The 26,979-nt window shown below is 70.4% G+C and carries 25 protein-coding genes; 17 read left to right on the forward strand and 8 right to left on the reverse strand.

The annotated features are described in order from the left end of the window. The first annotated feature begins 168 nt into the window (after positions 1-168). The 3 genes from OG522_RS18390 (at position 169) to OG522_RS18400 (ending at position 2,960) form a co-directional block, all read left to right on the forward strand. Positions 169-996, forward strand: a complete 828-nt coding sequence (locus OG522_RS18390; protein ID WP_329464056.1) for a glycerophosphodiester phosphodiesterase — start codon at positions 169-171, stop codon at positions 994-996. Positions 997-1,049: 53 nt separating this feature from the next. After that, positions 1,050-1,661, forward strand: a complete 612-nt coding sequence (locus tag OG522_RS18395; RefSeq protein ID WP_329464057.1) for an ATP-binding protein — start codon at positions 1,050-1,052, stop codon at positions 1,659-1,661. Between the two features lie 333 nt (positions 1,662-1,994). Next, entirely contained in the window at positions 1,995-2,960 is a 966-nt protein-coding gene (locus OG522_RS18400; protein WP_329464058.1) for a DUF5926 family protein, read from the forward strand. Positions 2,961-3,154: 194 nt separating this feature from the next. Here the strand turns inward: OG522_RS18400 and OG522_RS18405 are convergent, their stop codons facing one another. Further along, the gene (locus OG522_RS18405) at positions 3,155-3,697 is read right to left on the reverse strand and encodes a hypothetical protein (RefSeq protein ID WP_329464059.1); all 543 of its coding nucleotides are present in this window, start codon (positions 3,695-3,697) and stop codon (positions 3,155-3,157) included. Positions 3,698-3,894: 197 nt separating this feature from the next. Next, complete coding sequence (locus OG522_RS18410) at positions 3,895-4,560, reverse strand: bifunctional DNA primase/polymerase (protein ID WP_329464061.1); 666 nt, start codon at positions 4,558-4,560, stop codon at positions 3,895-3,897. Between the two features lie 440 nt (positions 4,561-5,000). On the opposite strand from OG522_RS18410, the gene OG522_RS18415 reads away from it, so the two are divergent. Next, positions 5,001-6,488 (forward strand): PP2C family protein-serine/threonine phosphatase, encoded by a 1,488-nt coding sequence (locus OG522_RS18415; RefSeq protein WP_329467641.1) that lies wholly within the window; start codon positions 5,001-5,003, stop codon positions 6,486-6,488. 118 nt (positions 6,489-6,606) lie between these two features. Then, a complete protein-coding gene (locus OG522_RS18420) occupies positions 6,607-8,100 on the forward strand; it encodes an aminopeptidase P family protein (protein WP_329464062.1) in 1,494 nt (497 codons plus the stop codon). 33 nt (positions 8,101-8,133) lie between these two features. On the opposite strand, the gene OG522_RS18425 is transcribed toward OG522_RS18420, so the two are convergent. Continuing rightward, on the reverse strand, positions 8,134-8,592 hold the full coding sequence (locus tag OG522_RS18425; protein ID WP_329464063.1) for an ATP-binding protein: 459 nt from the start codon (positions 8,590-8,592) through the stop codon (positions 8,134-8,136). A 251-nt stretch (positions 8,593-8,843) separates the two neighbouring features. On the opposite strand from OG522_RS18425, the gene OG522_RS18430 reads away from it, so the two are divergent. From OG522_RS18430 to OG522_RS18470, 9 genes are all read left to right on the forward strand, one after another. After that, on the forward strand, positions 8,844-9,698 hold the full coding sequence (locus tag OG522_RS18430) for a hypothetical protein (RefSeq protein WP_329464064.1): 855 nt from the start codon (positions 8,844-8,846) through the stop codon (positions 9,696-9,698). 107 nt (positions 9,699-9,805) lie between these two features. Next, positions 9,806-10,537, forward strand: coding sequence for a YcnI family copper-binding membrane protein (locus OG522_RS18435; protein ID WP_329464065.1), 732 nt, complete (start codon positions 9,806-9,808; stop codon positions 10,535-10,537). A 44-nt stretch (positions 10,538-10,581) separates the two neighbouring features. Further along, positions 10,582-11,241, forward strand: a complete 660-nt coding sequence (locus tag OG522_RS18440; protein ID WP_329464066.1) for an SCO family protein — start codon at positions 10,582-10,584, stop codon at positions 11,239-11,241. Continuing rightward, the gene (locus tag OG522_RS18445; RefSeq protein ID WP_329464067.1) at positions 11,238-11,708 is read left to right on the forward strand and encodes a copper chaperone PCu(A)C; all 471 of its coding nucleotides are present in this window, start codon (positions 11,238-11,240) and stop codon (positions 11,706-11,708) included. Before OG522_RS18440 ends, OG522_RS18445 begins: the two co-directional genes overlap by 4 nt. A 28-nt stretch (positions 11,709-11,736) precedes the next feature. Next, a complete protein-coding gene (locus OG522_RS18450) occupies positions 11,737-13,656 on the forward strand; it encodes a copper resistance CopC/CopD family protein (RefSeq protein WP_329464068.1) in 1,920 nt (639 codons plus the stop codon). A gap of 11 nt (positions 13,657-13,667) precedes the next feature. After that, positions 13,668-14,942, forward strand: coding sequence for an iron uptake transporter deferrochelatase/peroxidase subunit (efeB, locus tag OG522_RS18455; protein ID WP_329464069.1), 1,275 nt, complete (start codon positions 13,668-13,670; stop codon positions 14,940-14,942). A gap of 75 nt (positions 14,943-15,017) precedes the next feature. Continuing rightward, positions 15,018-15,953, forward strand: coding sequence for a prephenate dehydratase (gene pheA, locus OG522_RS18460; protein WP_329464070.1), 936 nt, complete (start codon positions 15,018-15,020; stop codon positions 15,951-15,953). Between the two features lie 554 nt (positions 15,954-16,507). Continuing rightward, positions 16,508-17,797, forward strand: coding sequence for a serine--tRNA ligase (serS, locus tag OG522_RS18465; protein ID WP_329464071.1), 1,290 nt, complete (start codon positions 16,508-16,510; stop codon positions 17,795-17,797). Further along, positions 17,794-18,615, forward strand: a complete 822-nt coding sequence (locus OG522_RS18470; RefSeq protein ID WP_329464072.1) for an HAD family hydrolase — start codon at positions 17,794-17,796, stop codon at positions 18,613-18,615. Before serS ends, OG522_RS18470 begins: the two co-directional genes overlap by 4 nt. A 357-nt stretch (positions 18,616-18,972) precedes the next feature. Here OG522_RS18470 and OG522_RS18475 read toward each other — a convergent pair whose 3' ends face one another. Further along, positions 18,973-19,671 carry a rhomboid-like protein gene (locus OG522_RS18475; protein ID WP_329464073.1) on the reverse strand — a complete coding sequence of 233 codons (699 nt, stop codon included), beginning with the start codon at positions 19,669-19,671 and terminating at the stop codon, positions 18,973-18,975. Positions 19,672-19,781: 110 nt separating this feature from the next. Between OG522_RS18475 and OG522_RS18480 the strand changes: the two genes are divergently transcribed. From OG522_RS18480 to OG522_RS18490, 3 genes are all read left to right on the forward strand, one after another. Beyond that, positions 19,782-20,465, forward strand: coding sequence for a FadR/GntR family transcriptional regulator (locus tag OG522_RS18480; protein ID WP_329464074.1), 684 nt, complete (start codon positions 19,782-19,784; stop codon positions 20,463-20,465). A 311-nt stretch (positions 20,466-20,776) separates the two neighbouring features. After that, positions 20,777-22,048, forward strand: a complete 1,272-nt coding sequence (locus tag OG522_RS18485) for a CynX/NimT family MFS transporter (RefSeq protein ID WP_329464075.1) — start codon at positions 20,777-20,779, stop codon at positions 22,046-22,048. A 440-nt stretch (positions 22,049-22,488) separates the two neighbouring features. Next, a complete protein-coding gene (locus OG522_RS18490; RefSeq protein WP_329464076.1) occupies positions 22,489-23,079 on the forward strand; it encodes a hypothetical protein in 591 nt (196 codons plus the stop codon). A gap of 281 nt (positions 23,080-23,360) precedes the next feature. On the opposite strand, the gene OG522_RS18495 is transcribed toward OG522_RS18490, so the two are convergent. From OG522_RS18495 to OG522_RS18510, 4 genes are read right to left on the reverse strand one after another with little or no spacing between them, the layout of a single operon-like run. Then, positions 23,361-24,080 (reverse strand): ABC transporter permease, encoded by a 720-nt coding sequence (locus tag OG522_RS18495; RefSeq protein WP_329464077.1) that lies wholly within the window; start codon positions 24,078-24,080, stop codon positions 23,361-23,363. Positions 24,081-24,108: 28 nt separating this feature from the next. Further along, positions 24,109-25,020, reverse strand: coding sequence for an ABC transporter ATP-binding protein (locus OG522_RS18500; RefSeq protein ID WP_329464078.1), 912 nt, complete (start codon positions 25,018-25,020; stop codon positions 24,109-24,111). Then, on the reverse strand, positions 25,017-25,904 hold the full coding sequence (locus tag OG522_RS18505) for an ABC transporter permease (protein ID WP_329464079.1): 888 nt from the start codon (positions 25,902-25,904) through the stop codon (positions 25,017-25,019). Before OG522_RS18505 ends, OG522_RS18500 begins: the two co-directional genes overlap by 4 nt. Continuing rightward, positions 25,894-26,946, reverse strand: coding sequence for an ABC transporter ATP-binding protein (locus OG522_RS18510; RefSeq protein ID WP_329464080.1), 1,053 nt, complete (start codon positions 26,944-26,946; stop codon positions 25,894-25,896). The genes OG522_RS18505 and OG522_RS18510 overlap by 11 nt, the downstream gene beginning before the upstream one ends. Between the last annotated feature and the right edge of the window lie 33 nt (positions 26,947-26,979).

Genomic DNA, 26,979 nt, shown 5'->3' on the forward strand with positions numbered 1-26,979 from the left:
TACCACCGCACGTCAGGCCACTGTAAGCAGGAGCTGTGTATTGGGGCGCGCCCGGCGGATCCCGCCCCGGGCGCCGCACCCGAAGAGCGCCCTCGAACGGGGGCGCCCGGATGCGCCGGACGCGCCCTGGCGCACCGGCCTGTGACCCGGCGGTGGCACGATGACGCGGTGACCCAAGCACGGCAGCACAGCCCGCACACCCCAGACAGCGACCGCATCCAGGTGGTGGCCCACCGCGGAGCCTCCGAGGACGCCCCCGAGCACACTCTCGCCGCGTACGTGAAGGCGATCGAGGACGGGGCCGACGCCCTGGAGTGCGATGTCCGGCTCACCGCCGACGGCCACCTCGTCTGCGTGCACGACCGGCGTGTCAACCGCACCTCCAACGGCCGTGGCGCGGTGTCCACCCTGGAGCTGTCCGCGCTCGCCGCGCTCGACTTCGGCTCCTGGAAGGACAGCGAGGAGAGCCCTGACTGGGGGGACCGCGAGTTCACCTCCGTGCTGACCCTGGAGCGGCTGCTCGAACTCGTCGCCGATGCCGGGCGCCGGGTCGAGCTGGCCATCGAGACCAAGCACCCCACCCGGTGGGCCGGGCAGGTGGAGGAGCGTCTGCTGCACCTCCTCAAGAGGTTCGGCCTCACTGAGCCGCCGCCGGCCGGTGAAACCTCCCCGGTCCGCATCATGAGTTTCTCCGCTCGCTCCCTGCACCGGGTGGCCGCGGCGGCGCCCGACATCCCGACCGTCTATCTGATGCAGTTCCTGTCGCCGCGGCTGCGCGACGGGCGGCTGCCGGCCGGGGCGCGGATCGCGGGTCCGGGGATGCGGATCGTGCGCAACCACCCCGCCTACGTCGAGCGCCTCCACAGCGCGGGGCACCGCGTCCACGTCTGGACGGTGAACGAACCCGAGGACGTCGATCTGTGCGTAAGCCTCGGAGTGGAGGCAATCATCACCAATCGCCCGAAACAGGTTCTATCCCAACTGGGCCGTATGTAAAGGCCATTACAGGGAGTGCACCGGCGCGTTCGCTCCGCATTCGATCGTGACAAATGCGTCGCCTGCCGACGGTTGGCCGGTTTCCGGTCCAGTCCATTGGGGCATCCACACCGTGGCGTGGGGCGAAGGAGGTCTCGGGGGTGGCGTTGGTGGTGGCACAGGAGGTGCCCACGTCGTCGAGCATGGCCGTACCCCATGGCCCTGCGGGCGTGGGCAAGGCGAGGCACCGGATGCGTGAGCAGTTGCTCGGCAGCGGGGTGTCCGAACCGGTCGTGGACGATGCCGTTCTGGTTCTGTCCGAACTGCTCAGCAACGCCTGCCGGCACGGCAGGCCGCTGGGGCGGTCGGACATAGGCGACGGCGACATCAAGGCGGCTTGGCGACTCGACAAGGCAGGGCGGCTGACCGTCGAGGTGACCGACGGAGGCGGCCCGACACGGCCCGTCCCCGCGACGCCTTCGGTCACCGCGCGCGGTGGCCGCGGGCTCAACATCATCAGTGCCCTGGCCCAGGACTGGGGTGTGCGGGACAGCGCGTCCGGCGAGGTGACGGTGTGGGTGATTCTCATCGCGGGGCACCGCCACGACGATTTCGCTACGCGCGTTGCGGCCCCGGGAGCAGCACCGGGACTGGAGTACGCGGACGTGTTCGACGACCTGGACTGAGCAGCACGTACGGGCCGGAAGGCGCCGCGCGCACGACCCCCGGGGACACACCGACCGTTCCCGGGCCGTGCTCGGGAGCCGGGCCCTCGTCATCGGGCAGCACTGGGGGCCACACCCGCCGACCGCCGGTCGGGCTCGGGAGGCCGGGACCGTCGGCGTTGGGCAACGCCCAGGGGCCGGGCGCACCAACCCCGGCCAGCGCTCCGGGCCGGGCGCGGCCGATGGCGGGCAGCGCGCCCAACACCCCGCTGCGGCGGCCTGGATGGCTCCGGGGCGGCTAGGCTCGCGGCCGACACAGCGACACCGCACCACCGCAGTCGGGAGAGCCACACCATGGCCAAGAAGCGTCCCCAGGCGAAGGCCGTCAAGCCGCAGATCAGCGACGGGGAGATCCCGGTCGTCGGGGCCCGCGAGCCCTGTCCCTGCGGCTCCGGCCGCCGTTACAAGGCCTGTCACGGGCGGGCTGCCTCGCACGCCGTGACCGAGCTGGTCCAGCGCCCCTTCGAGGGGCTGCCCGGCGAGTGCGACTGGGTCGCGCTGCGCGAGCTGGTCCCGGCCGCGACCGTACCGCTGACGCTCAAGGACGGGCTGCCCGACGGCGTGCCCTCCGTGACGCTGGCGACCGTGCTGCCGATGGCGTGGCCCGCGCTGCGCCGCGAGGACGGGTCAGTCCTGATCGGCCTGCAGAACGACACCCCCTCCGGCGACATCAGCCGCGACCTCGCCGACACGCTGAAGCGCGCCCTTGTCGCCGAGCCCGGCTCGCCGGTCGCCGCCCAGCGCGCCGAGGCCGACGGCGTACGGCTCCAGGACCTGCTCGACCCGAACGGCCCGTTCGAGCCTGAGGTGCACGCCGGGTTCGAGTTCTGGGTGCCGGACGCCGAGAGCGCCGCCCCCGAGGTCTCCGCCTCGCTGGAGCGCGCCAACGCCGCCGCGATCCCGACCGTACGGCTGACGTCGGTCGACTCCTCGTACTGGTGCGAGACGCCCGAGAAGAACCACCTGCGGTGGGTCATGCCGCACCCCGAGGAGAAGCTGCTCGACGCGCTGGCGCGGCTGCACGCGGCGGGGACGTCCTCGCTCGGCGAGGGCACCCGGCTGGTGGGCTCCTTCCGGGCGCACGGTCTGACCGTGCCGGTGTGGGACCTGCCGGTCGGCATGGGGGCCGAGGAGTGCGAGAAGCCGGCCGCCGAGTTCGCCGAGCGGCTTGCCGGGGCGCTGGCGAGTGACGCGCCGCTCACGCCGGAGGAGCGCCGGGCCAGGGGCGGCCTCACCAACCGTCAAGTGACCCTCAGCTGAGAGTGACGACCGCTGGAGTTTCGGTCGACCGACAGGTGACTCCTGTCACAACTGCCCGTACTCGCAGGTAAATCGGTGTCCGAATTACCGAGATCGAATTTGCGAACGACCGATCTCTTGTTACGGTTTCCAAGAGCCCGGTCGCTGGTGCATCCCCCGTCGCCAGCGATCGGGCCCTTCCATTGCCGGTCCGGTCAACGGGCCGAAGGCTGCGCGGAGTTGCTACCCGAACGCAGCAGCAGCGGTGAGTCCTCCGCCGCCCCCGAGAACTCCGACACCGCCGAATACGCCCCCGCTCCCGCCGGGCGCCGCGAAACATTCTGATGCGGGGTTTCACAGGATTTCGGCTGGTCGTCCGCGGCCACCAGGCAGTTCGTCTCCAGGGTCTGCCCGTCCGGCCCCATCAGCGTGAGCACGGAGTGCAGCTCCTCGCCAGTGGCGTTGCGGTAGTAGGTACGCGCCCAGGTGTCGCGCCCCCGGTCCAGCACGCAGGTCTGCGCCTCGACTCCTTCGGGGGAGACGAGTTCGGGGCCGCACTGCGCGGCCGCGTCATCGGGCACCGGGCCCCGTGGCTTGTTCGCCCGCACCGCGGTGTGTCCGAGGGGGGTTTTTGCGTCATCCGCCGCACCCTCCCTCTCGGGCCCTCCGGCGGGCCCGGCGGACGCGGCCAACGGCAGTAGTGCGGTGCACACCACGACTGCGGCGAGCCCGGCCATGCGGAGGTGCTGGAGATTCATGGGGGGACCCACCTGCTCTGGATTCCTGATGGTGGGCCGAAGGTATCCACGGAAACCGGGCGCTTTGCGGCCCGCTCGGCCAATTCCCGTACAACCAGGGCTTGCTCACACCCGAAAGAGTGAAGGCGGCTCGGAAACCGAACCGCCTTCTCGCTCATTGGGTATGCCCGGGTCCGCTCACCCCCGGGCCGCCCCTCTCAGTACGCCAGTCGGCTGCCGCCGTCCGGTGCGCTGGTGCTCGCCTCGACCAGCGCGTCCACCACCGCCTCCACGTCCGGCAGCCATGGCGCCGCCGAGCCGGGCAGCGGCGCCCGCTCCCAGCGGACCTGGCCCTTGCCGGTCAGCGACGGAGGGAGCACCAGGTACCCGCCCTCGCTGTGGAAGCGGAGCGAACTGGGCACCCAGTCCTTGGAGTAGAGCAGTTCGCCCAGGCGCTCCATCGAGTACGGAGCCACCAGGAGCGACCACCGGGTGGGGGTCGCCACGACCGGGCCGAGCCGCACGCCCATGGAGTCGAGCGCGGCGAGCGCCCGTGCTCCGGCGACGGCCGGGAGGCTGATCGCGCAGGGCGCGCCGGCGCCGGTGGCGAGCATGACCGGCGCGGTCGGCCGGTTCGCCCACCACCAGCGGATCATCCGCTCGTCGGTGGTGGCCGCGAGCAGCGGGGGGTCGAAGGGGTGCGCCCCGGGCACCACACATTCCGCATCAGGACAGGCACAGCCGCGGCCGCCCGCGGCCAGTCCCACGCCGGGGAGCACAGGCCATTTCCATCGGGTCGCACAGGTCAGCGCGGCGCCGAGCTGAGCAGCCCTTTCACTGCGCCAGAACCGGAACCTGCGTCGCCTTCCGAGGATCTCGCGCATGAGCGCTCGTTCCTTTCCGTTGAACGCCGAGTCCACATCACACCGTGTGTGCATCACTTCTCTGCGCGTACTCGCTCTGTGAGCCTGCGGTACGGGAACCCGCCAGGACCGAACGTGGGCGGGGACCTCTGGTCGCGACGGCCACTGCCTGTAACCATTTAAAGCATGGCGAAGGGTGGCGCGTGCATGGCGCTTGCCGTCCTGTGTGCAAAAACCCCGCCACTCGGGGGTGAGGCGCGGCCGGTCGGCCCTTAAGACGTCAAGACCGACCGCACGGTTCCGGGGCGTCTTCAACTGCCCAGGACCACACCGATTACGTACCCAACGCGCTTGAAACGACGCACAGTTGAACGGCCTCAGTCGACCCCAGGACTGGTCCACCGGGGGCATTTTCCGGCCAAGTTGCGCGTCCCACGGACACCAATAGTCCCGCTATGACAATGCTGGACATCCCCTCACTTGTGCGTGTACATGTGGATGCATTGATAGCGGCGCAGAATGACATGGGGGTTTGCGATGCTATTGAGCAAAATCGACCAGTCGGAAAGCCGGCTGCCATGAGCGCCCCTCACCTGCCGAAAGTGGCTGGAATCGATCCAGCCGTTCCGCCGCCCGCGCACACTCATGCGCCTCTGCCCTCACCAGCCGCCCACACCCCGCCCGGTGCGGTGCTCCAGGACCGGCTCGCCGGCTGGGTCTCCGACCTCACCACGCTGCACGAACTCACCGAGCGCCTCACCCGCACCACCGTTCTTGACGACGCCCTGAACGAACTCCTGAGGGCGGGCGCCGCCCTGGTCGGCGCCCGGCGCGGCCTGGTCGTGCTCGAACCCGCCGACGGCCTCGGCCCTGCCAGCACCACCGGGCTCGGGCTCGCCCACGCCGACCTCGGCCACATCGAGACCGTGCCGCGCAGCGCCACCGCGTACGGCCGGATCCTGGACGGGCTGCCGGACGCGGACGGCGGCTGCGACCTCATGGCGGACGACGGTGGCCTCGACCCGCGCCACCGCGAGGTCGCCACCCGCCTCGGCTACGCCGCCAGCTATGCGCTCCCCCTGTGCACCGACGGCGCGGGACGGCTCGGCGCGGCCGTCTGGTTCTACGACGAGAGCGCCGAACCCGTCGAGCGCCGGCGGTACCTCGCCGGGCTCTACATCCGGTACGCGGCCGAGCACCTGGGCCGCCTCGTCGAACTGGAGCGGGCTCGCACGCAGTTGGCGACCGTCGCCGAGGAACTGCTGCCCAGCCGGCTGCCCCGGGTCGCCCGGGTCCGGCTGGCCGCCCGCCGCCGCACCGGGCCGCGCGGCGGCGGTGACTGGTACGACGCGCTGCCGCTGCCCGAGGGCGCCCTCGGCCTCGCCGTCGGGTCGGTCACCGGTTCCGGGCCGAGCGCGGTCGCGGCGATGGGCCGGCTGCGCGCCAGCCTGAGGGCGTACGCCGTCATGGAGGGCGAGGATCCGGTCGCCGTGCTCTCCGACCTCGAACTGCTGCTCCGGCTGACCGAGCCCGCCCGCTCGGCCACCGCGCTGTTCGCCTACTGCGAGCCCGCCCTGCGCAAGATCGTCCTCGCGGGGGCCGGACACGCCCCGCCGTTGATCGTCGGCGACCGGCGCACCGAGTTCGTGGAGACCTCGCTCTCGGCGCCGCTCGGCATGCTCTCCTGCTGGGAGGCGCCGAGCGTGGAACTCACCACGGAGCCTGGAGAAACGGTGCTGCTGTACACGGACGGGCTGCTTCACCGCACCGGCGAGCCCATGGACCGGGCCTTCGCCCGGCTGCACGCGGCCGCCGCGAGCGTCCCCAAGGCGGTCCGGGACGATCCGGACGCGGTGGTCGATCACGTCCTGACGACCGTGCTGCCCGACGGCCTCGACGGGGCGGACAGCGCCGAGGACGTGGTGATTCTCGCGGCCCGCTTCGGCTAGCCCGGGTAACAGGCACTAAGGCCCTGGACCCCCTTCCGTACGCCCGTACGATGGTGAAGGCCCCCCTGGCCCTGACGGCCTCGGGGGACTCCGATGTCGTACCTAGTGGAGGCAGACCGTGGCCGACCAGCTCACCCCGGCGGAATCGAATCTTGCTGCTGGCGCAGCGGGCCCGGACGAGACTGACGAGAAGCCGATCAAGCAGCGCAAGAACGGCCTGTACCCGGGCGTCTCCGACGAGCTGGCCGAGAACATGAAGTCGGGCTGGGCGGACACCGAGCTGCGCGACCTGGAGCCGATCGCCCAGGCCGGCCGCACCGCCGACCGCCGCGCCGCCCTGTCCAAGCGCTTCCCCGGCGAGCGCCTGGTGATCCCCGCGGGCAACCTGAAGACCCGCTCGAACGACACCGAGTACAGCTTCCGCGCGGCCACCGAGTACGCGTACCTCACCGGCGACCAGACCGAGGACGGCGTGCTCGTTCTGGAGCCCAAGGGCGACGGTCACGAGGCCACGCTCTACCTGCTTCCGCGTTCAAACCGCGAGAACGGCGAATTCTGGCTGTCCGGCCAGGGTGAGCTGTGGGTCGGCCGCCGCCACTCGCTGAGCGAGGCCGAGCGGCTCCTGGGCATCCCCGCCAAGGACGTCCGCGAGCTGGCCGCCGCCCTCACGGAGGCCACCGGCCCGGTCCGCGTCGTGCGCGGCCACGACGCCTCGATCGAGGCCGCGCTGACCGACAAGGTCACCGCCGAGCGCGACGAAGAGCTGCGCGTGTACCTCTCGGAGGCGCGCCTGGTGAAGGACGCGTTTGAAATCGCGGAGCTGCGTAAGGCGTGCGACTCGACCGCGCGCGGCTTCGAGGACGTCGTCAAGGTGCTCGACAAGGCCGAGGCGACCAGCGAGCGCTACATCGAGGGCACCTTCTTCCTGCGCGCCCGCGTCGAGGGCAACGACATCGGCTACGGCTCGATCTGCGCCGCGGGCCCGCACGCCACCACCCTGCACTGGGTGCGCAACAACGGTGCGGTCCGCTCCGGCGAGCTGCTCCTGCTGGACGCCGGTGTGGAGACCACCGAGCTCTACACCGCCGACATCACCCGCACCCTGCCGATCAACGGCACCTTCTCGCCGCTCCAGCGCAAGATCTACGACGCGGTGTACGAGGCGCAGGAGGCGGGCATCGCCGCGGTGAAGCCCGGCGCGGCCTTCCGCGACTTCCACGACGCCGCCCAGCGGGTGCTCGCCGAGAAGCTCGTCGCCTGGGGTCTGCTCGGCGACCTGGACGTGGAGAAGGTCCTGGACCTCGGCCTCCAGCGCCGCTGGACGCTGCACGGCACCGGCCACATGCTCGGCATGGACGTCCACGACTGCGCCTCCGCGCGCACCGACACCTACGTCGGCGGCGACCTGACGCCGGGCATGTGCCTCACCGTCGAGCCCGGTCTGTACTTCCAGGCCGACGACCTGACGGTGCCCGAGGAGTACCGCGGCATCGGCGTCCGGATCGAGGACGACATCCTGGTCACCGAGGACGGCAACGAGAACCTGTCGGCCGCGCTGCCGCGCAGCGCCGACGAGGTCGAGGCGTGGATGGCCCGGGTCAAGCAGGCCTGACCCACCCCGCTCGCGGCATCGGGGGCGCGCCGCTCAGGACACCTTGAGCAGCGCGCCCTCTCGCCATTTGAGGATCTTGTCGAAACTGACCACCGCGCCCCGGCCCGGCCGGTTCCTGAAGTGCACGTGGTCGGCGAGCTGTTCGATCAGGCCGAGGCCCCTGCCGTGTTCGGGCAGCCAGCCGGTTCTGGCCGGGACGGCGTTGCGGTGGGCGCGGCGGGCGGGGAAGCCCGGTCCCGAGTCGGCGACCTCGATGCGGCACTTCTCGCCGTCGAGGTAGGCGGTCACCCGGTACGCCCCCGACGCGCTCCCGGAGACCGCGTCCCCGCCGTGCTCGACCGCGTTCGCGCAGGCTTCGCTGAGCGCGACCGAGAGGTCGTAGGAGATGTCCGGGTCGACCCCCGCGGTCTCCATGGCGCCGAGCAGAAGACGGCGGGCGAGCGGAACGCTCGCAGCCTCGCGCCGCAAGTGGAGAGACCACCAGATGCTCATGTTCCAGCCTCCTGGCTGCGGCTCGACAAAGCCCTTCTCTCTACGGGCGCAGTATTGCCGCAAGTTCCCGCCCGTAAGCGCCCTCTTGACGTGATGGCGCCCATTCGGCGGATGTACGCGCCCCTCACGCCGGTGTAAAGCACCTCGGAACCTTCCGGTCCGTTTCGCCGGAACGCCCCTACCAGTACCAAAGGCGACCTTCCGGACCTGCCGTATGGGGCAGGTAAGCGCAGTGCGATGATGGCCCCGCCATGTCTTCTCCCCACGCCCCAGCAGGCGCCGGTCTCCGGCTGCTCAGGGCCGCGGTGTTCGCCGCGGTCTGCGTCGTGCTGTCCGCGATGGGGCACGTCATGGCCGCCTGCGCGACGGTCCCCTGGTGGACACTGCTCGCCGGGTTCCTCGGGGTCCTGGCCGTCGTCGCACCGCTCGCCGGACGGGAACGCTCGCTGCCGCCGATCGTGGCCGCGCTCGCGGCCGGACAGCTCGGCCTGCACATGCTCTTCGGCGTCGGCCAGCACACGGCGGCCGCCTCCGGCGACGGATCCACCGGCGACCTCCCTCTGGTGCGGTTCGCCGGCAAACTCCTCTGCGGCGCCGGATCGACCCCGCTCACCGCGGCGCAGGCCCAGCGGATCGTGACCGACGCGGGCATCGACCCGGCCCGGGTCAGCGGCGGCCACGCGGGCATGAGCGGCATGGGCGGGATGGCCGACATGATGTCGGGCACCGCAGGCAGCGGCCCGGCCTCGGCGCACTCGGTGTCACTGGCCGCCTCGCTGCTGCCCTCGCTGCCGATGCTCCTGTGCCACCTGCTCGCCGCGCTCGCCACCGGGTGGCTGCTGCGGCGCGGTGAGGCCGCCCTGTTCCGGATGGTCCGCCTGGCCGCCGAGTCCGTCACAGCCGCCGCCGAAGCCGCTTCCGTACGCTCCCTGCGGCGCGCCCTGAGGCTCGTACGCTCCCTGTGCGCCGGGCTCATGGCCGCGGGCCGTCAGGGCTCACGCGCCCCCCGTTCACACCAGTTGGCCCCCCTCCCCCTGGCCGGGGCGGAACTTCAGCACTCGGTGATCAGGCGCGGGCCGCCCGCGGCGTACGCCCTCGCAGCCTGAACGCGGCCCACTCCCCACACGTACCGCAGGAGTGGTGTCGCGGGTCCCCGCGCACCTTTGGCGCGGTGGACCGTCCACACCTTCCTGCTGACTGGAGTGTCTTCGCCATGAACGTTGCCCGTTCGCGCACCCGTATCGCCGTCGTCGGTTCCGTCGCCGCCGCCTCCGTCCTGCTGCTCTCGGGGACGGCCTTCGCGCACGTCACCGTGCAGCCGGAGGGCGTACCCGCCAAGGGCGGGTACGCCGTCGTCGACTTCAAGGTCCCCAACGAGCGCGACAACGCCAAAACCGTGAAGCTTGAGGTCTCCTTCCCCGCCGACCACCCGCTGGCGTCCGTGATGCCGCAGCCGGTGCCGGGCTGGAACATCGAGGTCACCAAGTCCAAGCTCGCCAAGCCGCTGACCGTCCACGGCAAGCAGATCAACGAGGCCGTCACCAAGGTGACCTGGAGCGGCGGAACCATCGAGGCGGGTCAGTTCCAGAAGTTCCCGCTCTCCATCGGCACCCTGCCCACCGACACCGACCAGCTCGTCTTCAAGGCCCTCCAGACGTACGACAACAACGAGGTCGTCCGCTGGATCGAGGAGTCGAAGAAGGGCGCGCCGGAGCCCGCGAACCCAGCCCCCGCCCTCCAGCTCACCGCCGCTGCCGCCCCCGGCGGTGACGACGACGCGGCGGCGCCCGCCGCCACGAACACCTCGGCCAAGCAGACGGGCGCCTCGGCCGCGTCCTCGTCGGACACCGACACCACCGCCCGCGTCCTCGGCATCGTCGGCATCCTCGTCGGCATCGCCGGAGTGGCCTTCGGCGTGTTCGCCGGACGCCGCCGCTCCGCGTGACCCGCCCTCCACTCCTCGACCGGAAAAGACCGGAAAATCTCCTCATGCGCACCAAGACCGCGCTGACTGCCGCCGCTCTCGCGGCGGCAGCGGCGCTCACCCTGACCGCCTGCGGCAGCAGCGGTGACAGCGGCTCCAAGAGCCCCGTCGCCGATGTCTCCGCCTCGGCGAAGACCCAGGCCGCGACGCTGCTCGACCGGCCGTTCACCAAGCCTGACTTCGTCCTGACGGACACCAACGGCAAGAAGTTCGACTTCCGCGCCGAGACCAAGGGCAAGCCGACGCTCATCTACTTCGGCTACACCAACTGCCCGGACGTCTGCCCGCTGACCATGGGCAACATCGCCGTCGCCAAGAAGGCGCTGTCCAAGGCCGACCAGGACAAGCTCCAGGTGGTCTTCGTGACCACCGACCCCGAGCGGGACACCCCCGCCTCGCTCGGCAAATGGCTCAAGGGCCAGGACCCGTCCTTCATCGGCCTGACCGGCGACTTCGCCACCATCCAGGCCGGCGCCCGGCAGCTGGGCATCGGCATCGACCCGGCCACCAAGGACAAGGACGGCAAGGTCGTCTCGATGCACGGGGCCCAGGTCATCGCCTTCTCCCCCAAGACGGACCAGGGATACGTCCTCTACGGAGAGGACGCGACCGTGGCCGACTACACCAAGGACCTGCCGAAGATCATCAAGGGGGAGAACCCGTGAACCGCCGCACCACCCACACCGTCCGCACGACCGTCGCCGCCGCCATAGCCCTGTCCGCGGGCCTCGCCCTGGCGGGCTGCTCCTCCAGCGCCGACGCCAAGCCGAAGCTCACGGTCAGCGACGCGTTCATGCCGATGCCGACCAGTGACATGGCCGGCGGCTTCCTCACCGTCAAGAACGACGGCAAGACCGCCGACAAGCTCACCAAGGTCACCAGCGACCTGTCCGACAACGTCACGATCCACGAGACGAAGAACCAGAAGATGCAGGAGGTGGCCTCCTTCGACATCCCCGCGGGCGGCGAGCTGGACCTCGAACGCGGCGGCAGCCACATCATGTTCATGGGTCTCAAGCAGAAGCCGAAGCAGGGCGGGAAGGTCACCATCGAGCTGCACTTCGAGAAGGCCGACCCGGTCAAGGTCGACCTTCCCGTGAAGGAAGCCACGTACAACCCGAAGCACCACTGAGGCACCCAGAGGGACTTGAGGGACTGACATGACGGCCACCGCCCCACGCCTCGGAACCATCGCGAGCAGCCGCCCCCTGACCCGGCTGCTGCTCGTCACGGTTGCGCTGCTCGGCGCGCTGTTCGCAGGCGCGGTACCCGCGTCCGCGCACGCCGCGCTCACCGGCAGCGACCCGAAGGAGGGGGCGGTGGTCGCCACCGCACCCGCCCAGGTCGCCCTCACCTTCTCCGAGGGCGTCGCCCTGGACGCCAACTCCATCCGGGTCCTGGACCCGGCGGGCAAGCGTTCCGACACCGCCGAACTCGTCAACCTGTGCAGCGGCGACATCGTCAAATACGGCGTCCGGCTGCGCACCGGCATCCCCAACGGCACCTACACGGTGGCCTGGCAGGCGATCTCCGCCGACAGCCACCCGGTGTCCGGTGCCTTCACGTTCTCCATCGGCGCCCCCTCCGCGACCAGCGCCGTCGTCCCCACCCAGCAGGTGGGCGGCGGCCTCGTCGGCGTCCTGTACGGCATCACGCGGTACGCGGCCTACGGCGGGTTCGTGCTGCTCGCCGGCGGCGCCGCCTTCGTCCTCGCCTGCTGGCGGCGGGGGGCGTCCGTGCGCCCCGTGCAGCGGGTCGTCGTCGGCGGCTGGCTCACCATGACCGCGGCCACCCTCGCCATGCTGCTGCTCCGCACCCCCTACACGGGTTCCGGGAAACTCTCCGACGTCTTCGACCTGAACGGGCTGAGGGCCGTCCTGGAGACCAAGCCCGGCGCGGCCCTCATCTCCCGGCTGCTGCTGCTCGGCGCCTCCGCCCTGTTCGTCTCCGTGCTGTTCGGGGCGTACGCCAAGCGTGACGACGAGGCCGAGAAGAAGGACCTCACCTTCGGACTCTCCATCGGCGGAGCCGTCGTGGCCGCCGGACTCGCCGCGACCTGGGCGCTGTCCGAGCACGCCTCGACCGGTCTTCAGCCGGGCGTCGCCATGCCCGTGGACGTACTGCACCTGCTGGCCGTCGCGACCTGGCTCGGCGGGCTCGCCACCCTCCTGGTCGTGCTCTACCGGACCCCGGGCATCGAGCGCGCGGCCGTGCTGCGGTTCTCGAGCATCGCGCTCTGCAGCGTGGCCGTGCTCGCCGCGACCGGGCTCTACCAGTCCTGGCGGCAGGTCGGCACATGGTCGGCGCTGGTCGACACCAGCTACGGTCAGCTGCTCCTGGTCAAGGTCGGCCTGGTCGCCGTGCTGGTGGGGACCGCTTCCCTCTCGCGGCGCTGGACCGCGCGCCTGTCGGAGTACACCGCGCCGGAGGCTGAGGCCGCCGCGATCGTGGAGCAGCGGGCGAGCGAGCCGACGCCCGTCACCGTCCCCGACGACGGCAACGACTCCAAGCGGGCCGCTCAACTCGCGCGCCAGCAAGCCGCGATGAGCACCGCCCGCGAGAAGCGGATCCGGGACGCCGACCCGGAGCGCACCGGGCTGCGCCGCACGGTCCTGGCGGAGGCCGGCATCGCGGTGGTGCTGCTTGCCGTGACGACGGTGCTGACCACGACGGAGCCCGGCCGCACCCAGGAAGCCGTAGACCGGGCGAAGGCCGGCTCCGAGGTCGCCGTCGCGGACCGGCCGGTCGACATCCGGCTGCCGTTCGACACCGGCGGCCCGAACGGCAAGGGCACCGCCAAGCTCACCCTCGACCCGGGCCGCACCGGCGCCAACGAGCTGCACGTCTGGCTGGAGGACCCCTCGGGCAAGCCCAAGGACGCCCCCGAGGTGAAGGTCTCCTTCACCTTGGCCGCGAAGTCCGTCGGCCCGCTGCCCGTCGTGCCGGACCGCGTCACCGCCGGACACTGGAGCGCGAGCGGCGTCCAGATCCCGATGGCGGGCGACTGGCGGATCTCGGTGACCGTACGGACCTCCGACATCGACGAGACCACCGTGGACAAGAACGTCAAGATCGGCTGAGTAGAACTGACATGAGCGAGAGCAAGAACTCCGGCCCTGCCATCACCTCCGGCCCCTCCCTCGACATCTCCCGGCGCAAGCTGCTCGGCACCGTCGGTGCCGCGGGCGTGGCCGGCGTGGCGTTGGGAGCGGCGGGCGGTGCGGCGGCCTATGCGGCCGTGGAAGCTCCGGACTCGGGGACGGCGCTCACGACCGTCGGCGCCACCGAGGTGATGTTTCACGGGAAACATCAAGCGGGGATCACCACTCCGCTTCAGGCCGGCGGGCATCTGATCGCCTTCGATCTCGCCCCGGGCGCCGGCCGCAAGGAGGCGGCCGCCCTGCTGCGGCGCTGGTCGGCGACGGCCAAGTCCCTGATGGCGGGCGAGCCGGCGGGCGGCACGGACACGGGCGTCGCCCTGGACGCGGGCCCCTGTTCGCTCTCCGTCACCTTCGGCTTCGGGCACAGCTTCTTCGACCGTACGCAGCTGACCGACCGGCGTCCGGTCCAGCTCGACCCGCTGCCCGACTTCTCCTCCGACCAGCTCGACCCGCAGCGCTCGGGCGGCGACCTGTGGGTGCAGATCGGTGCGGACGACGCGCTGGTCGCCTTCCACGCCCTGCGCGCGATCCAGCAGGACGCGGGGTCGGCGGCGAAGGTGCGCTGGCAGATGAACGGCTTCAACCGCGCCCCGGGCGCCACCAAGAAGCCGATGACCGCCCGCAATCTGATGGGCCAGATCGACGGAACCGGCAATCCCAAGCCCTCGGACGCCGACTTCGAGCAGCGGATCTTCGTGCCGGACACCGCGCAGCCCGCGTGGATGGCGGGCGGCTCGTATGCGGTCGTCCGCCGGATCCGGATGCTCCTGAACACCTGGGAGAAGCTGCCGCTGCCCGAGCAGGAGAAGGTGATCGGCCGCAAGAAGTCGGACGGCTCCCCTCTTTCCGGGGGCACCGAGACGACCAAGATGCAGCTCGACAAGTTCGGTCCGGACGGCAAGCTGGTCATTCCGGAGAACGCCCACGCACGGATCGCGGCTCCCGAGCAGAACGGCGGCGCGGCCATGCTGCGGCGCGCGTTCTCCTACCACGACGGCATCGCGGCGGACGGCACGCCGGACGCCGGCCTGCTCTTCGTCTGCTGGCAGGCCGACCCACTCAAGGGCTTCGTGCCGGTGCAGCGCAAGCTCGACCGGGGCGACGCTCTGTCGGCGTTCCTGCGGCACGAGGCGAGCGGGCTGTTCGCGGTGCCGGGCGGGCCGAAGCCGGGCGAGTACGTGGGCCAGCGGCTCCTGGAGTCCTGACCCGGGGCCGGCGGCGGGCCGCCGGTCGTGGCGACTGCTGGGTGCGGGCGACTTCGGGCCATTAGTGTGACGTGCATGTCCGCCACGCGATACACCTATCTGGGTCCCGAGGGCACGTTCACCGAGGCCGCCCTGCGCACGCTCCCCGAGGCCGCGACCCGCGAACTGGTCCCGATGGTGTCCGTGTCGGCCGCCTTGGACGCGGTGCGCCACGGAGAGGCGGCCGCCGCCCTCGTCCCCATCGAGAACTCGGTGGAGGGCGGCATCACGACCACCCTCGACGAGCTGGTCTCGGGCGAGCCGCTGATGATCTACCGCGAGGTTCTGCTCTCCATCAAGTTCGCGCTGCTCGTCCGCCCGGGGACCACGCTTGCGGACATCAAAACGGTCACCGCGCACCCGGCGGCCCAGCCGCAGGTGCGCAACTGGCTGAAGGCGAACCTTCCGGAGGCGCTGTGGGAGTCGTCCGCCTCCAATGCCGACGGCGCCCGCCTGGTCCAGGAAGGGCGGTACGACGCCGCGTTCGCGGGTGAGTTCGCGGCCGCGACGTACGGCCTTGAGCCGCTGATCACCGACATCCACGACGCGGTCAACGCGCAGACCCGGTTCGTGCTCGTCGGCCGCCCCGCCCGGCCCGCGGCGCCGACCGGCGCGGACAAGACCTCGGTGGTCATCTGGCAGCGCGAGGACCATCCCGGTGCCCTGCTCGAACTGCTCCAGGAGTTCGCGGTGCGCGGGGTCAACCTGATGCTGCTCCAGTCCCGGCCGACCGGTCAGGGCATCGGCAACTACTGCTTCGCCATCGACGCCGAGGGCCACGTCGCGGAGCGCCGGGTGGGCGAGGCGCTGATGGGGCTGCGGCGGATCTGCCCGGAGGTGCGCTTCCTCGGCTCGTATCCGCGGGCGGAGGTGACGCTCGACGACGTACGGGCGCTGCGGGCCGGAATCTCGGACGTGGAGTTCGTGGAGGCGGCGGAGTGGCTGGCGCGCTGTCAGGACGGCAGGCCGTAGGGCTGTGCCGGGTCAGGCGGTCCTACCTGCTGATTTTCGTTGTCCACAAACTTATCCACAGGCTTGCTTCTCGACCTGTGGGTAAGTCGACAACACAACCGGACACAGTCGACAAATCCCTGTAGTGACGACAGAACAGTCCACAGGGCAGCAGGGCCCCTCCTGTCACCTCAATTCCATTGATCAACTCTTTAGAGCGAGTAATTCCCACCCGAATGAGTGTGTGGAACGGGTTTGAGAGGGGAAACCTGACGCCCGCATGCGGCTTTCGGAACGATCTCTTCCGCAGTCCACAGATCTCCCGCACAGCCTGTGGATAAGTTTTCCCGGACGCGCGCCTCTGTGGACAAGTCCCGGGCGCGGCAGGGCAGTCGGTCAACCGACGTCCATAAAGCGCCCCTTTCCGGGGAATGGCATCGATTTCCTTGACGCGCGCCCGGGAATTTCATTGCCAGATTCCCTAATTCGGTCAATTGGGACAAAGCGTCACGCGGGTGAGGCGCACCGGGGATATCGGGTGGGGGGCGGGGAGTCCGCACCGGTAGCCTGGAGGGGTGATTGACCTTCGCCTGCTCCGTGAGGACCCCGACCGTGTTCGCGCCTCCCAGCGCGCCCGTGGAGAGGACGTCGCCCTCGTCGACGCCCTGCTCTCCGCCGACGAGCTGCGCAGGTCCTCGGGCCTCCGCTTCGACGAGCTGCGCTCCGAGCAGAAGTCGCTCGGCAAGCTCATCCCCAAGGCCACGCCGGACGAGCGCGCCGAGCTCCTGAAGCGGGCCGAGCAGCTCAAGACGGACGTCAAGGCCGCCGAGGCCGCGCAGAACGAGGCCGACGAGCAGGCCAAGCACCTGCTCCTGAAGCTCGGCAACATCGTCCACTCGGACGTCCCGGTCGGCGGCGAGGAGGACTTCGTCATCCTGGAGACGCACGGCACCATCCGCGACTTCGGCGCCGAGGGCTTCGAGCCCAGGGACCACCTGGAGCTCGGCGAGGCGCTGGGCGCCATCGACGTCGAGCGCGGCGCCAAGGTGTCGGGCTCGCGCTTCTACTACCTGACGGGTGTCGGCGCGCTCCTGGAGCTCGCCCTCGTCAACGCGGCGATCGCGCAGGCCACCGAGGCCGGCTTCATCCCGATGCTCACTCCCGCGCTGGTCCGCCCGCGCGCCATGGAGGGCACCGGCTTCCTCGGCCAGGCCGCCGAGAACGTGTACCACCTGGAGAAGGACGACTACTACCTGGTCGGCACCTCCGAGGTCCCGCTCGCGGCGTACCACATGGACGAGATCATCGACGCCGACAAGCTTCCGCTGCGCTACGCCGGCTTCTCGCCGTGCTTCCGCCGTGAGGCCGGCACCTACGGCAAGGACACCCGGGGCATCTTCCGGGTGCACCAGTTCGACAAGGTCGAGATGTTCTCCTACGTCCACCCGGACGAGGCGGAGAGCGAGCACAAGCGGCTCCTGGACTGGGAGAAGCAGTGGCTGACCGCTCTTGAACTGCCCTTCCAGGTCATCGACGTCGCCACCGGCGACCTCGGCGCCTCCGCCTCACGCAAGTTCGACTGCGAGGCGTGGATCCCGACCCAGGGCAAGTACCGCGAGCTGACCTCGGCGTCCAACTGCGACGGATTCCAGGCCCGGCGCCTGTCGATCCGCATGCGCGACACCGCCGACGGCAAGAGCAAGGTCCAGCCGCTGTCGACGCTGAACGGCACGCTGTGCGCGGTCCCGCGCACCATCGTGGCGATCCTGGAGAACCACCAGCAGCCCGACGGTTCGGTCCGGGTCCCGGCCGTGCTCCGCCCCTACTTGGGCGGCCGTGAGGTCCTGGAGCCGATCTCCAAGTGAGCACCGCTGTGGGGCGCCCGTTCCCGTACAAGCTGATCGCGACCGATCTGGACGGGACGCTGCTGCGCTCCGACGAGTCGGTCTCGCAGCGCACGCGCGACGCGCTCGCCGCCGCGACCGCGGCGGGCGCCGCGCACATCGTGGTGACCGGCCGGGCGGTGCCCTGGACCCGGCACATCCTCGACGACCTCGGCTACGAGGGGCTCGCGGTGTGCGGGCAGGGCGCGCAGGTCTACCACGCGGGCGAGCACCGGCTGCTGACGTCGGTGACGCTGGACCGCCAGCTCGCCGGACTGGCCCTGTCCAAGATCGAGGCGGAGATCGGCCCGCTGGCGCTCGCCGCGAGCCGCGACGGCATCGACGGCGAGGTCCTGGTCGGCCCCGGCTACCGGGTGCAGGAGGGGCCGCTGCCGGTCCTGCACGTCGAGGACCCCGCCGAGCTGTGGTCGGCCCCGCTGAACAAGGTGTACGTCCAGCACCCCGGGTACGACGACGACGCGCTGGCGGAGATCGCGCGGCAGGTGGTCGGCAGCCTGGTGGACGTGGTCATGGCGGGCGCGGGCGTCGTGGAGCTGCTGCCGCTGGGGCTCAGCAAGGCGACGGGCCTCTCCCTCGCCGCGCGCCGACTCGGCTGCAAGGCGCGGGACACGATCGCGTTCGGGGACATGCCCAACGACATCCCGATGTTCGGCTGGGCCGAGCACGGCGTAGCGATGGCCAACGCCCACGACGAACTGAAGGCCGTGGCCCACGAGATCACCGCGTCGAACGAGGACGACGGGATCGCCGTGGTGCTGGAGCAGTTGCTCCAGCAGTGAGGTCCATGCCGCGAGCTTCGGCCAAGGGCGGCGTGTACGGCTCCGCACGACGCTGACCACAAGCACCGATACGCGCGACGGGGACAGTGCCGTTGGCGGGCACAGTAAGTACCGTTACGTGTAAGGGGCGTCCGCTACTGCGGGCGCCCCTTACACGTACGAGAGGGGCGGCCTCGCGCGGATGCGCGCTCGAAGCGGCCGCCCCGGCAGCCGCTCGCGAGCGGCTCGTCGGAGTCGTCGGTGCTACTCCGATGCCCGCCCCGCGCCACCCCGCCCGGAGCTCGACCGACTCGTGTGTACGGTCATCGTCGCGCTCCTCCCCGTTCCGACGGGCCGGCGCTGCCGCGTGCGGCTGCCTCAACCACTGTGCCCCGCACGGTCGTTGGCCGCCACTGCTTTTCGCCCGGACGCTCCCTTGGGCACGCCCCTGGTCAACGGCCAGCAGGCGAAGCCGATGGCCAGCGCCGTCACATGGCCGAGGTCGGTGAACGTACCGCCGGTCGCGAGCGGGATGCCGAAGAACCCGACCACCCCGACGAGGTACAGCCAGCGCCAGGGGTACGGCAGCCGGTACACGAGGATGCCCGCCGCCGCGGCAAGCCCATAGCTGACCCCGATGTCCACGACGTGTGACATGGCGTGCGCGAGACGCTTGGGCAGGTGCTGGTTCTGGATCGACCACAGGACGTACTCCTGGCTGATCAGGGTCGCCACGACGTGCCCGACGACGACCGTGCACAGCCAGCGCAGGGTACCGAGCCAGCGTTCCACGTTGGCGTGCACGACCTCGAAGAGCACCAGGTAGAGCAGGAACGAGGACGGGTTCTCGATCCAGAAGGCGCTGGTGAACAGCGACTGCACGGGGTGCTTGGTCAGCTCGTGGATGTTGCTGCTGTTGCGGTGCAGCAGGAAGCGCTCCAGCTCCCGGGTGGAGAGCTGGATGACAAGACTGGTGACGGCGATGATCAGCAACCAGATGTGTGTTCCGGGTGCGGAGCGCACCCAGGACCAGACCGGCCGCGAGGGCTCGGTGCCGCGGTGGAGCGTGGTCGTCATCCCTGAATGATGGCGCGGAAGGCTGTGGGGGCAGGGCCACGCCGCGTGGGGGAGGCCGGTGGAGAGGAGTTGTAGGATGACTGGGCAACCGGGTGAATGGAGTGGACGAGGTGGCTCTTCGTACAGCAGGGCGGCAGTCGCTGGTGGACACGGTGGTCGATCAGCTGCGTGCCCAGCTCACCAACGGCGAGTGGGCGGTGGACGACCGCATTCCGACCGAGCACGAGCTCGCCGAGCAGCTGGGCGTCGGCCGGAACACGGTCCGCGAGGCGGTGCGCGTCCTCGTGCACGCCGGGCTGCTCGAATCGCGCCAGGGCAACGGCACGTTCGTACGCTCCACGGCCGACCCCGCGGCCGTACTGCGAGGCATTCGCGCGGCCGGCGCCCTTGACGTACTCGAACTCCGCGTCGCATTGGAAGCCGAAGCCGCAAGGCTCGCCGCCGAACGCCGGGACACCAACGACATGGTGGCCCTGCGCGGGGTGCTCCAGACCCTGCGGGAGCACGGCGACCGGGCCGCCGACGCCGATATGGCGTTCCACATGGGCGTGGTGCAGGCCACGCACAACCCGGCGTTCATCGAGGTGTACCGGTTCTTCTCGGTCCAGGTGCACGAAAGCCTGATCACCGCGTTGCGCGACGACGAGATGCCGCCCATCGACCTCAACACGCATGAGGCGCTGGTCGACGCGATCGAGAGCGGCGACCCGGCGGCCGCCGAAGCCGCGGTACGCGAACTGCTGCGACAACCGCTGGAAGCGGTGCGCGCGGTGGTGGGCCGTCCCATCGGCTGACACTTCCACCGCGGGGCTCCGGCCGACGGGCGGACGAGGGTGCGGATGAGGGCCCATGGCGAAGGCGGACGAGGGCTGGTCATGGGCGCCGTACGCCATCCGGTGACGAGGGCCTGGCGAAGGCGGACGAGGGGTCGCCACGGGCGCGCCGTACGTCATCCCGAACCCGACCTCTTGCCTGCCGGTCCGCCCAGGCCTCCTGTCCTGCCGTCCGTCCCGATTTTGCGTCTCCCCCTTCTCCCCTTCTCCCCGTCTGCCGTCTTCCCGTCTGCCGTCTTCCCGTCTCCCTGCCTTCGAGAGAGGTGCTTGCTTTGTCACGCCCGGATGCTGACCAACTGCTGTTGCCGGACGCCGAGGCCGATGTGCGGCCCTCGTCCCAGGGCGTCGCCGCGCGGCGGGCGCTGCTCGCGCATCCGGTGGTGCTGCTGGTCGGGATCGTGCTGGCGTCGGTGAACATGCGGGCGGCGCTGGCGAGCGTGTCGCCGCTCGTGAGCGAGATCAGCCAGTCGTTCGGCCTGTCGTCGACTGCGAGCAGCCTGGTGACCTCGGTGCCGGTGCTGTTCCTGGGGCTCGGCGCGCTGGTGGCGCCCTGGCTGGCGCGCCGCTTCGGCAGCGAACCGGTGCTGCTGTTCGCGCTGCTGCTCCTGGCTGGCGGCATCCTGGTCCGGGTGGTGCACTCGACGGCGGCCCTGTACGGCGGCGGAGTGCTGGTGGGAACGGCGATAGCCCTGCTCAACGTGCTGATGCCCGGCCTGATCAAGCGCGACTTCCCGGACAAGGCAGCGTCGATGACGTCGGTCTACACCGGCGCGATGATCGCGGGCGCGACGGTCGTGGCCGCCTGCTCGGTGCCGCTGGAAAAAGCGTTCGGCGGCAGCTGGGAGGCTTCACTCGCGGTGTGGTCGCTGCTCGCGGTCCTCGCGGCGGTGGCGTGGCTGCCGCAGGTACTGATCGCGCGCGGCCGTACGGGCCATGAGGTACGCAGCGCGGCCTCCGCGGGGTCCGGTGAAGGGAAGAGCGTGTGGCGCTCGGCCCTGGCCTGGCAGGTGACGCTCTTCATGGGCCTGCAGTCGCTCTGGTCGTACGTGCTCATCGCCTGGATGCCGACGATCTTCACGGACCACGGCATGAGTCGCTCCACAGCCGGTGTGATCTTCGCCTTCAACAATCTGATCCAGGTGGCCGGTGCGTTCGGCGTGCCGCTCCTGGCCGGGCGGATGCGCAACCAGCGTCCGCTGATCGTTCTGGTCACCTCGCTGGTCGCGGCCGGATACGCGGGCCTGATGATCGCCCCGGTGAGCGGCGCCTGGCTGTGGGCGGCGGTCCTCGGAGTCGGCCAGGGGGGCGCGGTGGGCCTGGCCCTGACGCTGATCGTGCTGCGCTCCGGTGACGCCCGCACGGCGGCCCGGCTGTCGGGCATGGCCCAGACGGTCGGCTATCTGCTGGCGGCCGCCGGTCCCCTCGCCGCGGGCGCGGTCCACCAGGCGACGGGCGGCTGGACCGTGCCGATCGCGTTGGTTCTCGGCGTGTGCGCGACGGCACTGACGGTGGGTCTGTTTGCGGCCCGGGACCGGACGGTGTGACCGTCTGACCTGCCCGGCCGCCGCCGACACCGCGGAGGGCGTTCCAACACCTGTTCCCCGGATGCGCGACTTGTGCCACAGTCCGCTCGTTGTCAACGTGCGTGGAGGCAAATGGAGTTGGTGGCGTCGTACCTTTCGTGAATTCGGGGATTGCCGGTCGCAGTACGAGAACCGGTCATTGAGTCAGTGGCGTAGATGAGCGGACCTCCACCCCCTGTGGCCCGGGGATAGGGCGTCCCGCTCATGCACCAACGACCATGAACGGAAGGCCCAACCATGCCATCCGAAGTCGCCCTACTCGAATCGCGCACCCTGCGCGCCGACCATCTGGGGCGCGTCGACGTCCTGGGAGAAGGTCAAGGCGTTGCAGTTGCTACCGGAAGCTCTGCACGTGACCACCGAGGCCGTAGCCCAATGCTTCGCTGTCCACAAAGGAAGCTGTGCACAGCGTCGTCAGACGTCATCGCGAGGAGCTGACCAACGACGAGGTGATCATCCTCAGCGGCGATGAACTGCACATTTCTGACGTGGTCAAAACGACCACGCCATCCGATGGGGGTCCTGAAAGTTATCCACAGGACCGCTCCCGCCTGCGCGTCCTCAACCGCCGAGCCGTCCTAAACATCGCCATGCTTCTTCGCGACAGCGACGTGACCCGTCGAGTTCGCACCTATCTCCTCGACTCCGAGCAATCCCCCCGGACCGTCATCGCGAGCGACCCCCGCTACGACGGCCTGGACCTCCGGGTCACCAACCTGGGGAGCTCCATGGCCCGCATCGACCCCGCGCTCCAGGAGCTGGGTCCCGTGCTGCGGCGGATGTCGGTGCGGCTGGAGGCGAGGGACCATCGCATGGAGGTGATGGATCACCGGATCGAGTCGATGGACCACCGGCTGGAAGCCGTGGACCGGCGGCTCGACGCCACCAACCGCGTGGTCGGGGCGATGAGCGGCCGGCTCGCGGATCTCTCCGAGGACGTCGCGGAGCTCAAGCGGCAGTGGCCCGCCGTTCCACGACAGCGCCGGAAGTAGACCGGAGGCACGCCGCCCCCGGAAGCGGTCTGGACAAAGGCGCCCCGGCAGCGGAGCCAGAGCCCACCGGCCACCTGCCCACGGGCAGTATCACAGGCAGGGCCCGACAACCGGCCATGCCGACAGGCGCACCACAGGCAAGGCCCGACAACCGGCCACATGCCCACGGCGCGCACAACAGGCAAGGCTCGACAACCGACCACATGCCCACGGGCAGCACCACAGGCGGGGCCCGGCGACGCGTGTCGTCGCCGGGCCCCGCCCCTGTCCGGGGACCCCCGTCACTCCTCCCCGGCCAGCTTCAGGGTGCGGAGCTTCCGGCCCGCGTACCAGGTGGCCGCCATGGTCACGCCCACCAGCAGGATCACCGCGAGCGGCAGCCCCACATCGGAGGAGATCACCCCGTTCGCGCCGATCTTCTCGGCGAGCGCGAGCGACCACTGCTGGACGCTCAGCGTGCGTGCCCCCGGCACCAGGTTGCCGAACAACGACTCCCAGACCAGCGCGTACACCAGGCCGAAGACCACGGCGTGCCGGGTGACCGTGCCGAGTAGCAGGAAGACCGCCGCGTACGCGATGGACGCGACAAGAGCCGCCACCGTGTAGGCGATCGCGATCTGCTGGCCGTTGCCGTTCAGGATGAATCCGGCGATCAGCGTCGGAATCGCGGAGAAGGCCATCGTCACGGCGATCGCGACGATCAGCTTGGTGAAGATGATCGTCGAACGCTTCACCGGCTTGGCCAGCAGATAGACGATCGAGCCGTCGTCGATCTCGGGGCCGATCGCACCCGTACCGGCGATGACACCGATCAGCGGCACCATCGTGGCCAGCGCGAAGCTGCCGAGGAGATCGGCGGTGACCTGGTCGTCCGCACCGGTGAAGGAACGTACGGCCGCCGCGATCACGATCAGCAGGGCGGGCAGGACGAAGAGAATGGCGGCCCGGCGGCGGCCGAGCAGAGCCCGGTAGGTGAGCCGGGCGACGGTCGGGTTGTACATGGGAACGTCCGCTCCTTTCTGGAGGCGCTCAGGCCGCTACGAGGTAGGAGAAGACGGATTCGAGGGACTCGTCGGACGGCGACACCGTGAGCAGCCGGATGCCGTGCGCCTTCGCGACTTGCGGGAGCAGGGTGGTGAACCGGCCGAAGTCGACGGCCTGGATGCGCAGCGCGCCTTCCTTGAGGTCGACCTCGATCCCAGCGGTCGACGGGTCGGCGATCAGCGCCGCGGCCAGCGCCCGGTCGTCGCTTGAGCGGATCAGATAGCGGTGCGGGCGGTCCGTCATCAGCCGCCGGATCTTGCGGAAGTCCCCGCTGGCCGCGTGCCGTCCGGCCACGATGACCTCGATGTGCGAGGCCAACTGCTCGACCTCTTCGAGGATGTGGGAGGAGAACAGGACCGTGCGGCCCTCGGCACCCATTCGCCGCAACAGATCCATCAGTTGCATGCGCTGGCGCGGGTCCATGCCGTTGAACGGCTCGTCGAGCAGCAGCACCGACGGGTTGTGGACGAGGGCGGAGGCCATCTTGACCCGCTGGCGCATGCCCTTGCTGTACGTCTGGATCTTGCGGTCCTGGGCGTACTCCATCTCGACCGTGGCCAGGGCCTGTCCGGCCTCACGGGCACCGAGGCCGTGCAACTCGGCGTTGGCGACGACGAATTCGCGACCGGTGAGGAAGTCGTACATGGCCTCCCGTTCGGGGACGATGCCGATCTTCTTGTAGACGGACTCGTTGCGCCAGATCTGCTCGCCGTCGAGCGTGACCGTGCCCGTGGAGGGGGCGAGGAAGCCGCCCATCATGTTGATGAGGGTGGACTTTCCGGCGCCGTTGGGGCCGAGCAGTCCCGTCACGCCGGGGCCGATCGTCATGGTGACGTCGTTGACCGCCACCACGTTCCCGAACCAGCGCGAGGTGTGGTCGATGTCGATGGTGGTCACAGCCCGACCTTCCGGTAGCGGCGCATCAGCACGGCGTACGAGCCGTAGATCAGCGCGAGGACGACGAGCAGGTAGACCGCTCCGGCCCCGGCCCCCGGGCCGTGGCCACCGGGGAAGTTGGAGCTCGCCCCGAGGAACGCGGTCTGTACGCCGTCGATGAGCGTGATGGGGGAGAACAGGCCGAGCCACTGGACCGCCCCGGGGGAGCCCTGGTTGAAGGCGATGGCCTGGACCGCGGAGACGGCCCCGTAGGAGACGGTCAGTACGGCGATGACGGCGGCCACTCCGAAGCCGCGGCGCGGGGTCAGCGCGGCGACGACCAGGCCGATGCCCGCGAAGAGCAGTGAGAGCAGTACCACCGATACCAGCCCCTGGGCGAACCCCTTCGTCTGGTCCGCGAAGTCGAGTTTGGCGAGCAGCGCGCCGACATAAAGGATGACCAGCGGCGCGCCGGTGATGACGAACAGCGCCGACGCCATCGCGGCGAACTTGGCCAGGACGTAGTCCAGGCGCTCGATCGGCCGCGAGAAATACAGCGGCACCGTCTTGAAGCGCAGGTCCCGCGAGACGGTCTGGGGCGCCTGACCGGCGATGAACAGCCCGATGACGGCCTGGAGGAAGATCGCGTACCGGGTGTACTGCACCGGGAGGTCGTTGGCCTTCGTGGCGACGGCGACCGCGACCATGATGGCCGCGGGCACGCACATCACCGCGAACAGCAGCATCGGAAGCACCTTGGACTTGGCGCTGCGGCCAAGTCCGTACGCCCCGCGCAGCGACTGCGAGAAGAGTGAGCGGCGGGCGTAGGCCCGGCCCAGACGCGGCCCGTCGTAGTTGCGGTAGCCGATGTTGTGGATCTGGGTCTGGGTGCCGTCAGTTGCCATCGTGGCCGCCTCCCTTCTGCTCGGCGCCGGCCGCGGTGGCCGCCCATGCGGCGGCGCGTTCGGAGACCGGCTCCTGCGCCGGGGTCTTGAACACCTCGGCGATGTGGTGACGGCGCTGTTCCATCCGCACGAGACCGAGGCCGAGGCCGGCCACGGTGTCGCGGACGGTGTCATAGGTGTCGTCGCCGGTGGCCTCGACAAGGAGGATGTGCCCGGCGCCCGGCAGGCCGTCCTCCAGGCCCGCGTGCAGTGTGATCCCGGCGGCCGTGAGCGCCTTGCGCACCGCCTCGGTGCCGTCGGTGTGGGTGTCGGAATCGGTGACCTCGACCGCGAGGGTCGTGGTCATCTGCGTGAAGTCGCTGGTGGAGCTGGAGCGGAGCAACTGGCCGCCGTCGATCACCACGACGTGGTCACAGGTGCGCTCCAGCTCGCCCAGGAGGTGCGAGGTGACCAGGACCGAGATGCCGAAGTCGGTGTGGATGCGGCGGATCAGGCCGAGCATCTCGTCTCGGCCGACCGGGTCGAGGCCGTTGGTCGGCTCGTCCAGGAGGACCAGCTGGGGGTCGTGGACGAGCGCCTGAGCGAGCTTGACCCGCTGCTTCATGCCGGTCGAGTAGCCCCCGATGGGGCGGTAGCGCTCCTCGTAGAGGCCCACGTGGCGCAGCGTGTCGGCGGTTCGCTCGCGGGCCGCGGTGGCCGGCAGGCCCGACATGCGCGCCATGTGCACGACGAACTCGGTGGCCGAGACGTCGGGCGGCAGGCAGTCGTGCTCCGGCATGTAGCCCACCCGCTCGCGGATGGCGCTGCCGCTGGTGGCCACGTCGAGGCCGAGCACGGCAGCGGTGCCCTCCGTTGCGGGCGAGAGACCAAGAAGGATCTTGATCAACGTGGACTTGCCGGCTCCGTTGGCGCCCACCAGCCCGGTCACGCCGGGGCCGATGTCCAACGAGAGCCGGTCAAGCGCGGTCACCCTGGGGAACCGCTTGCTCAGGCTTTCGGTCGCGATCACAGTCACGTCATCGACGGTAGTGGCGCAGGACACACGAAGCGTCAGACCAGGCGGCTGGATCGGTGT

The organism is Streptomyces sp. NBC_01431, from assembly GCF_036231355.1.
Taxonomy (GTDB): Bacteria; Actinomycetota; Actinomycetes; order Streptomycetales; family Streptomycetaceae; genus Streptomyces.

What these genes read in the sequence shown, in the direction of transcription:
- pheA (WP_329464070.1), top strand. Translation starts at nt 15,018, where the DNA reads ATGTCCGCCACGCGATACACCTATCTGGGTCCCGAGGGCACGTTCACC.
- OG522_RS18400 (WP_329464058.1), top strand. Translation starts at nt 1,995, where the DNA reads ATGGCCAAGAAGCGTCCCCAGGCGAAGGCCGTCAAGCCGCAGATCAGC.
- OG522_RS18450 (WP_329464068.1), top strand. Translation starts at nt 11,737, where the DNA reads ATGACGGCCACCGCCCCACGCCTCGGAACCATCGCGAGCAGCCGCCCC.
- OG522_RS18505 (WP_329464079.1), bottom strand. Translation starts at nt 25,904, where the DNA reads ATGGCAACTGACGGCACCCAGACCCAGATCCACAACATCGGCTACCGC.
- OG522_RS18475 (WP_329464073.1), bottom strand. Translation starts at nt 19,671, where the DNA reads ATGACGACCACGCTCCACCGCGGCACCGAGCCCTCGCGGCCGGTCTGG.
- efeB (WP_329464069.1), top strand. Translation starts at nt 13,668, where the DNA reads ATGAGCGAGAGCAAGAACTCCGGCCCTGCCATCACCTCCGGCCCCTCC.
- OG522_RS18440 (WP_329464066.1), top strand. Translation starts at nt 10,582, where the DNA reads ATGCGCACCAAGACCGCGCTGACTGCCGCCGCTCTCGCGGCGGCAGCG.
- OG522_RS18430 (WP_329464064.1), top strand. Translation starts at nt 8,844, where the DNA reads ATGTCTTCTCCCCACGCCCCAGCAGGCGCCGGTCTCCGGCTGCTCAGG.
- OG522_RS18495 (WP_329464077.1), bottom strand. Translation starts at nt 24,080, where the DNA reads ATGTACAACCCGACCGTCGCCCGGCTCACCTACCGGGCTCTGCTCGGC.
- OG522_RS18410 (WP_329464061.1), bottom strand. Translation starts at nt 4,560, where the DNA reads ATGCGCGAGATCCTCGGAAGGCGACGCAGGTTCCGGTTCTGGCGCAGT.
- OG522_RS18425 (WP_329464063.1), bottom strand. Translation starts at nt 8,592, where the DNA reads ATGAGCATCTGGTGGTCTCTCCACTTGCGGCGCGAGGCTGCGAGCGTT.
- OG522_RS18395 (WP_329464057.1), top strand. Translation starts at nt 1,050, where the DNA reads ATGCGTCGCCTGCCGACGGTTGGCCGGTTTCCGGTCCAGTCCATTGGG.
- OG522_RS18415 (WP_329467641.1), top strand. Translation starts at nt 5,001, where the DNA reads ATGCTGGACATCCCCTCACTTGTGCGTGTACATGTGGATGCATTGATA.
- OG522_RS18405 (WP_329464059.1), bottom strand. Translation starts at nt 3,697, where the DNA reads ATGAATCTCCAGCACCTCCGCATGGCCGGGCTCGCCGCAGTCGTGGTG.
- OG522_RS18435 (WP_329464065.1), top strand. Translation starts at nt 9,806, where the DNA reads ATGAACGTTGCCCGTTCGCGCACCCGTATCGCCGTCGTCGGTTCCGTC.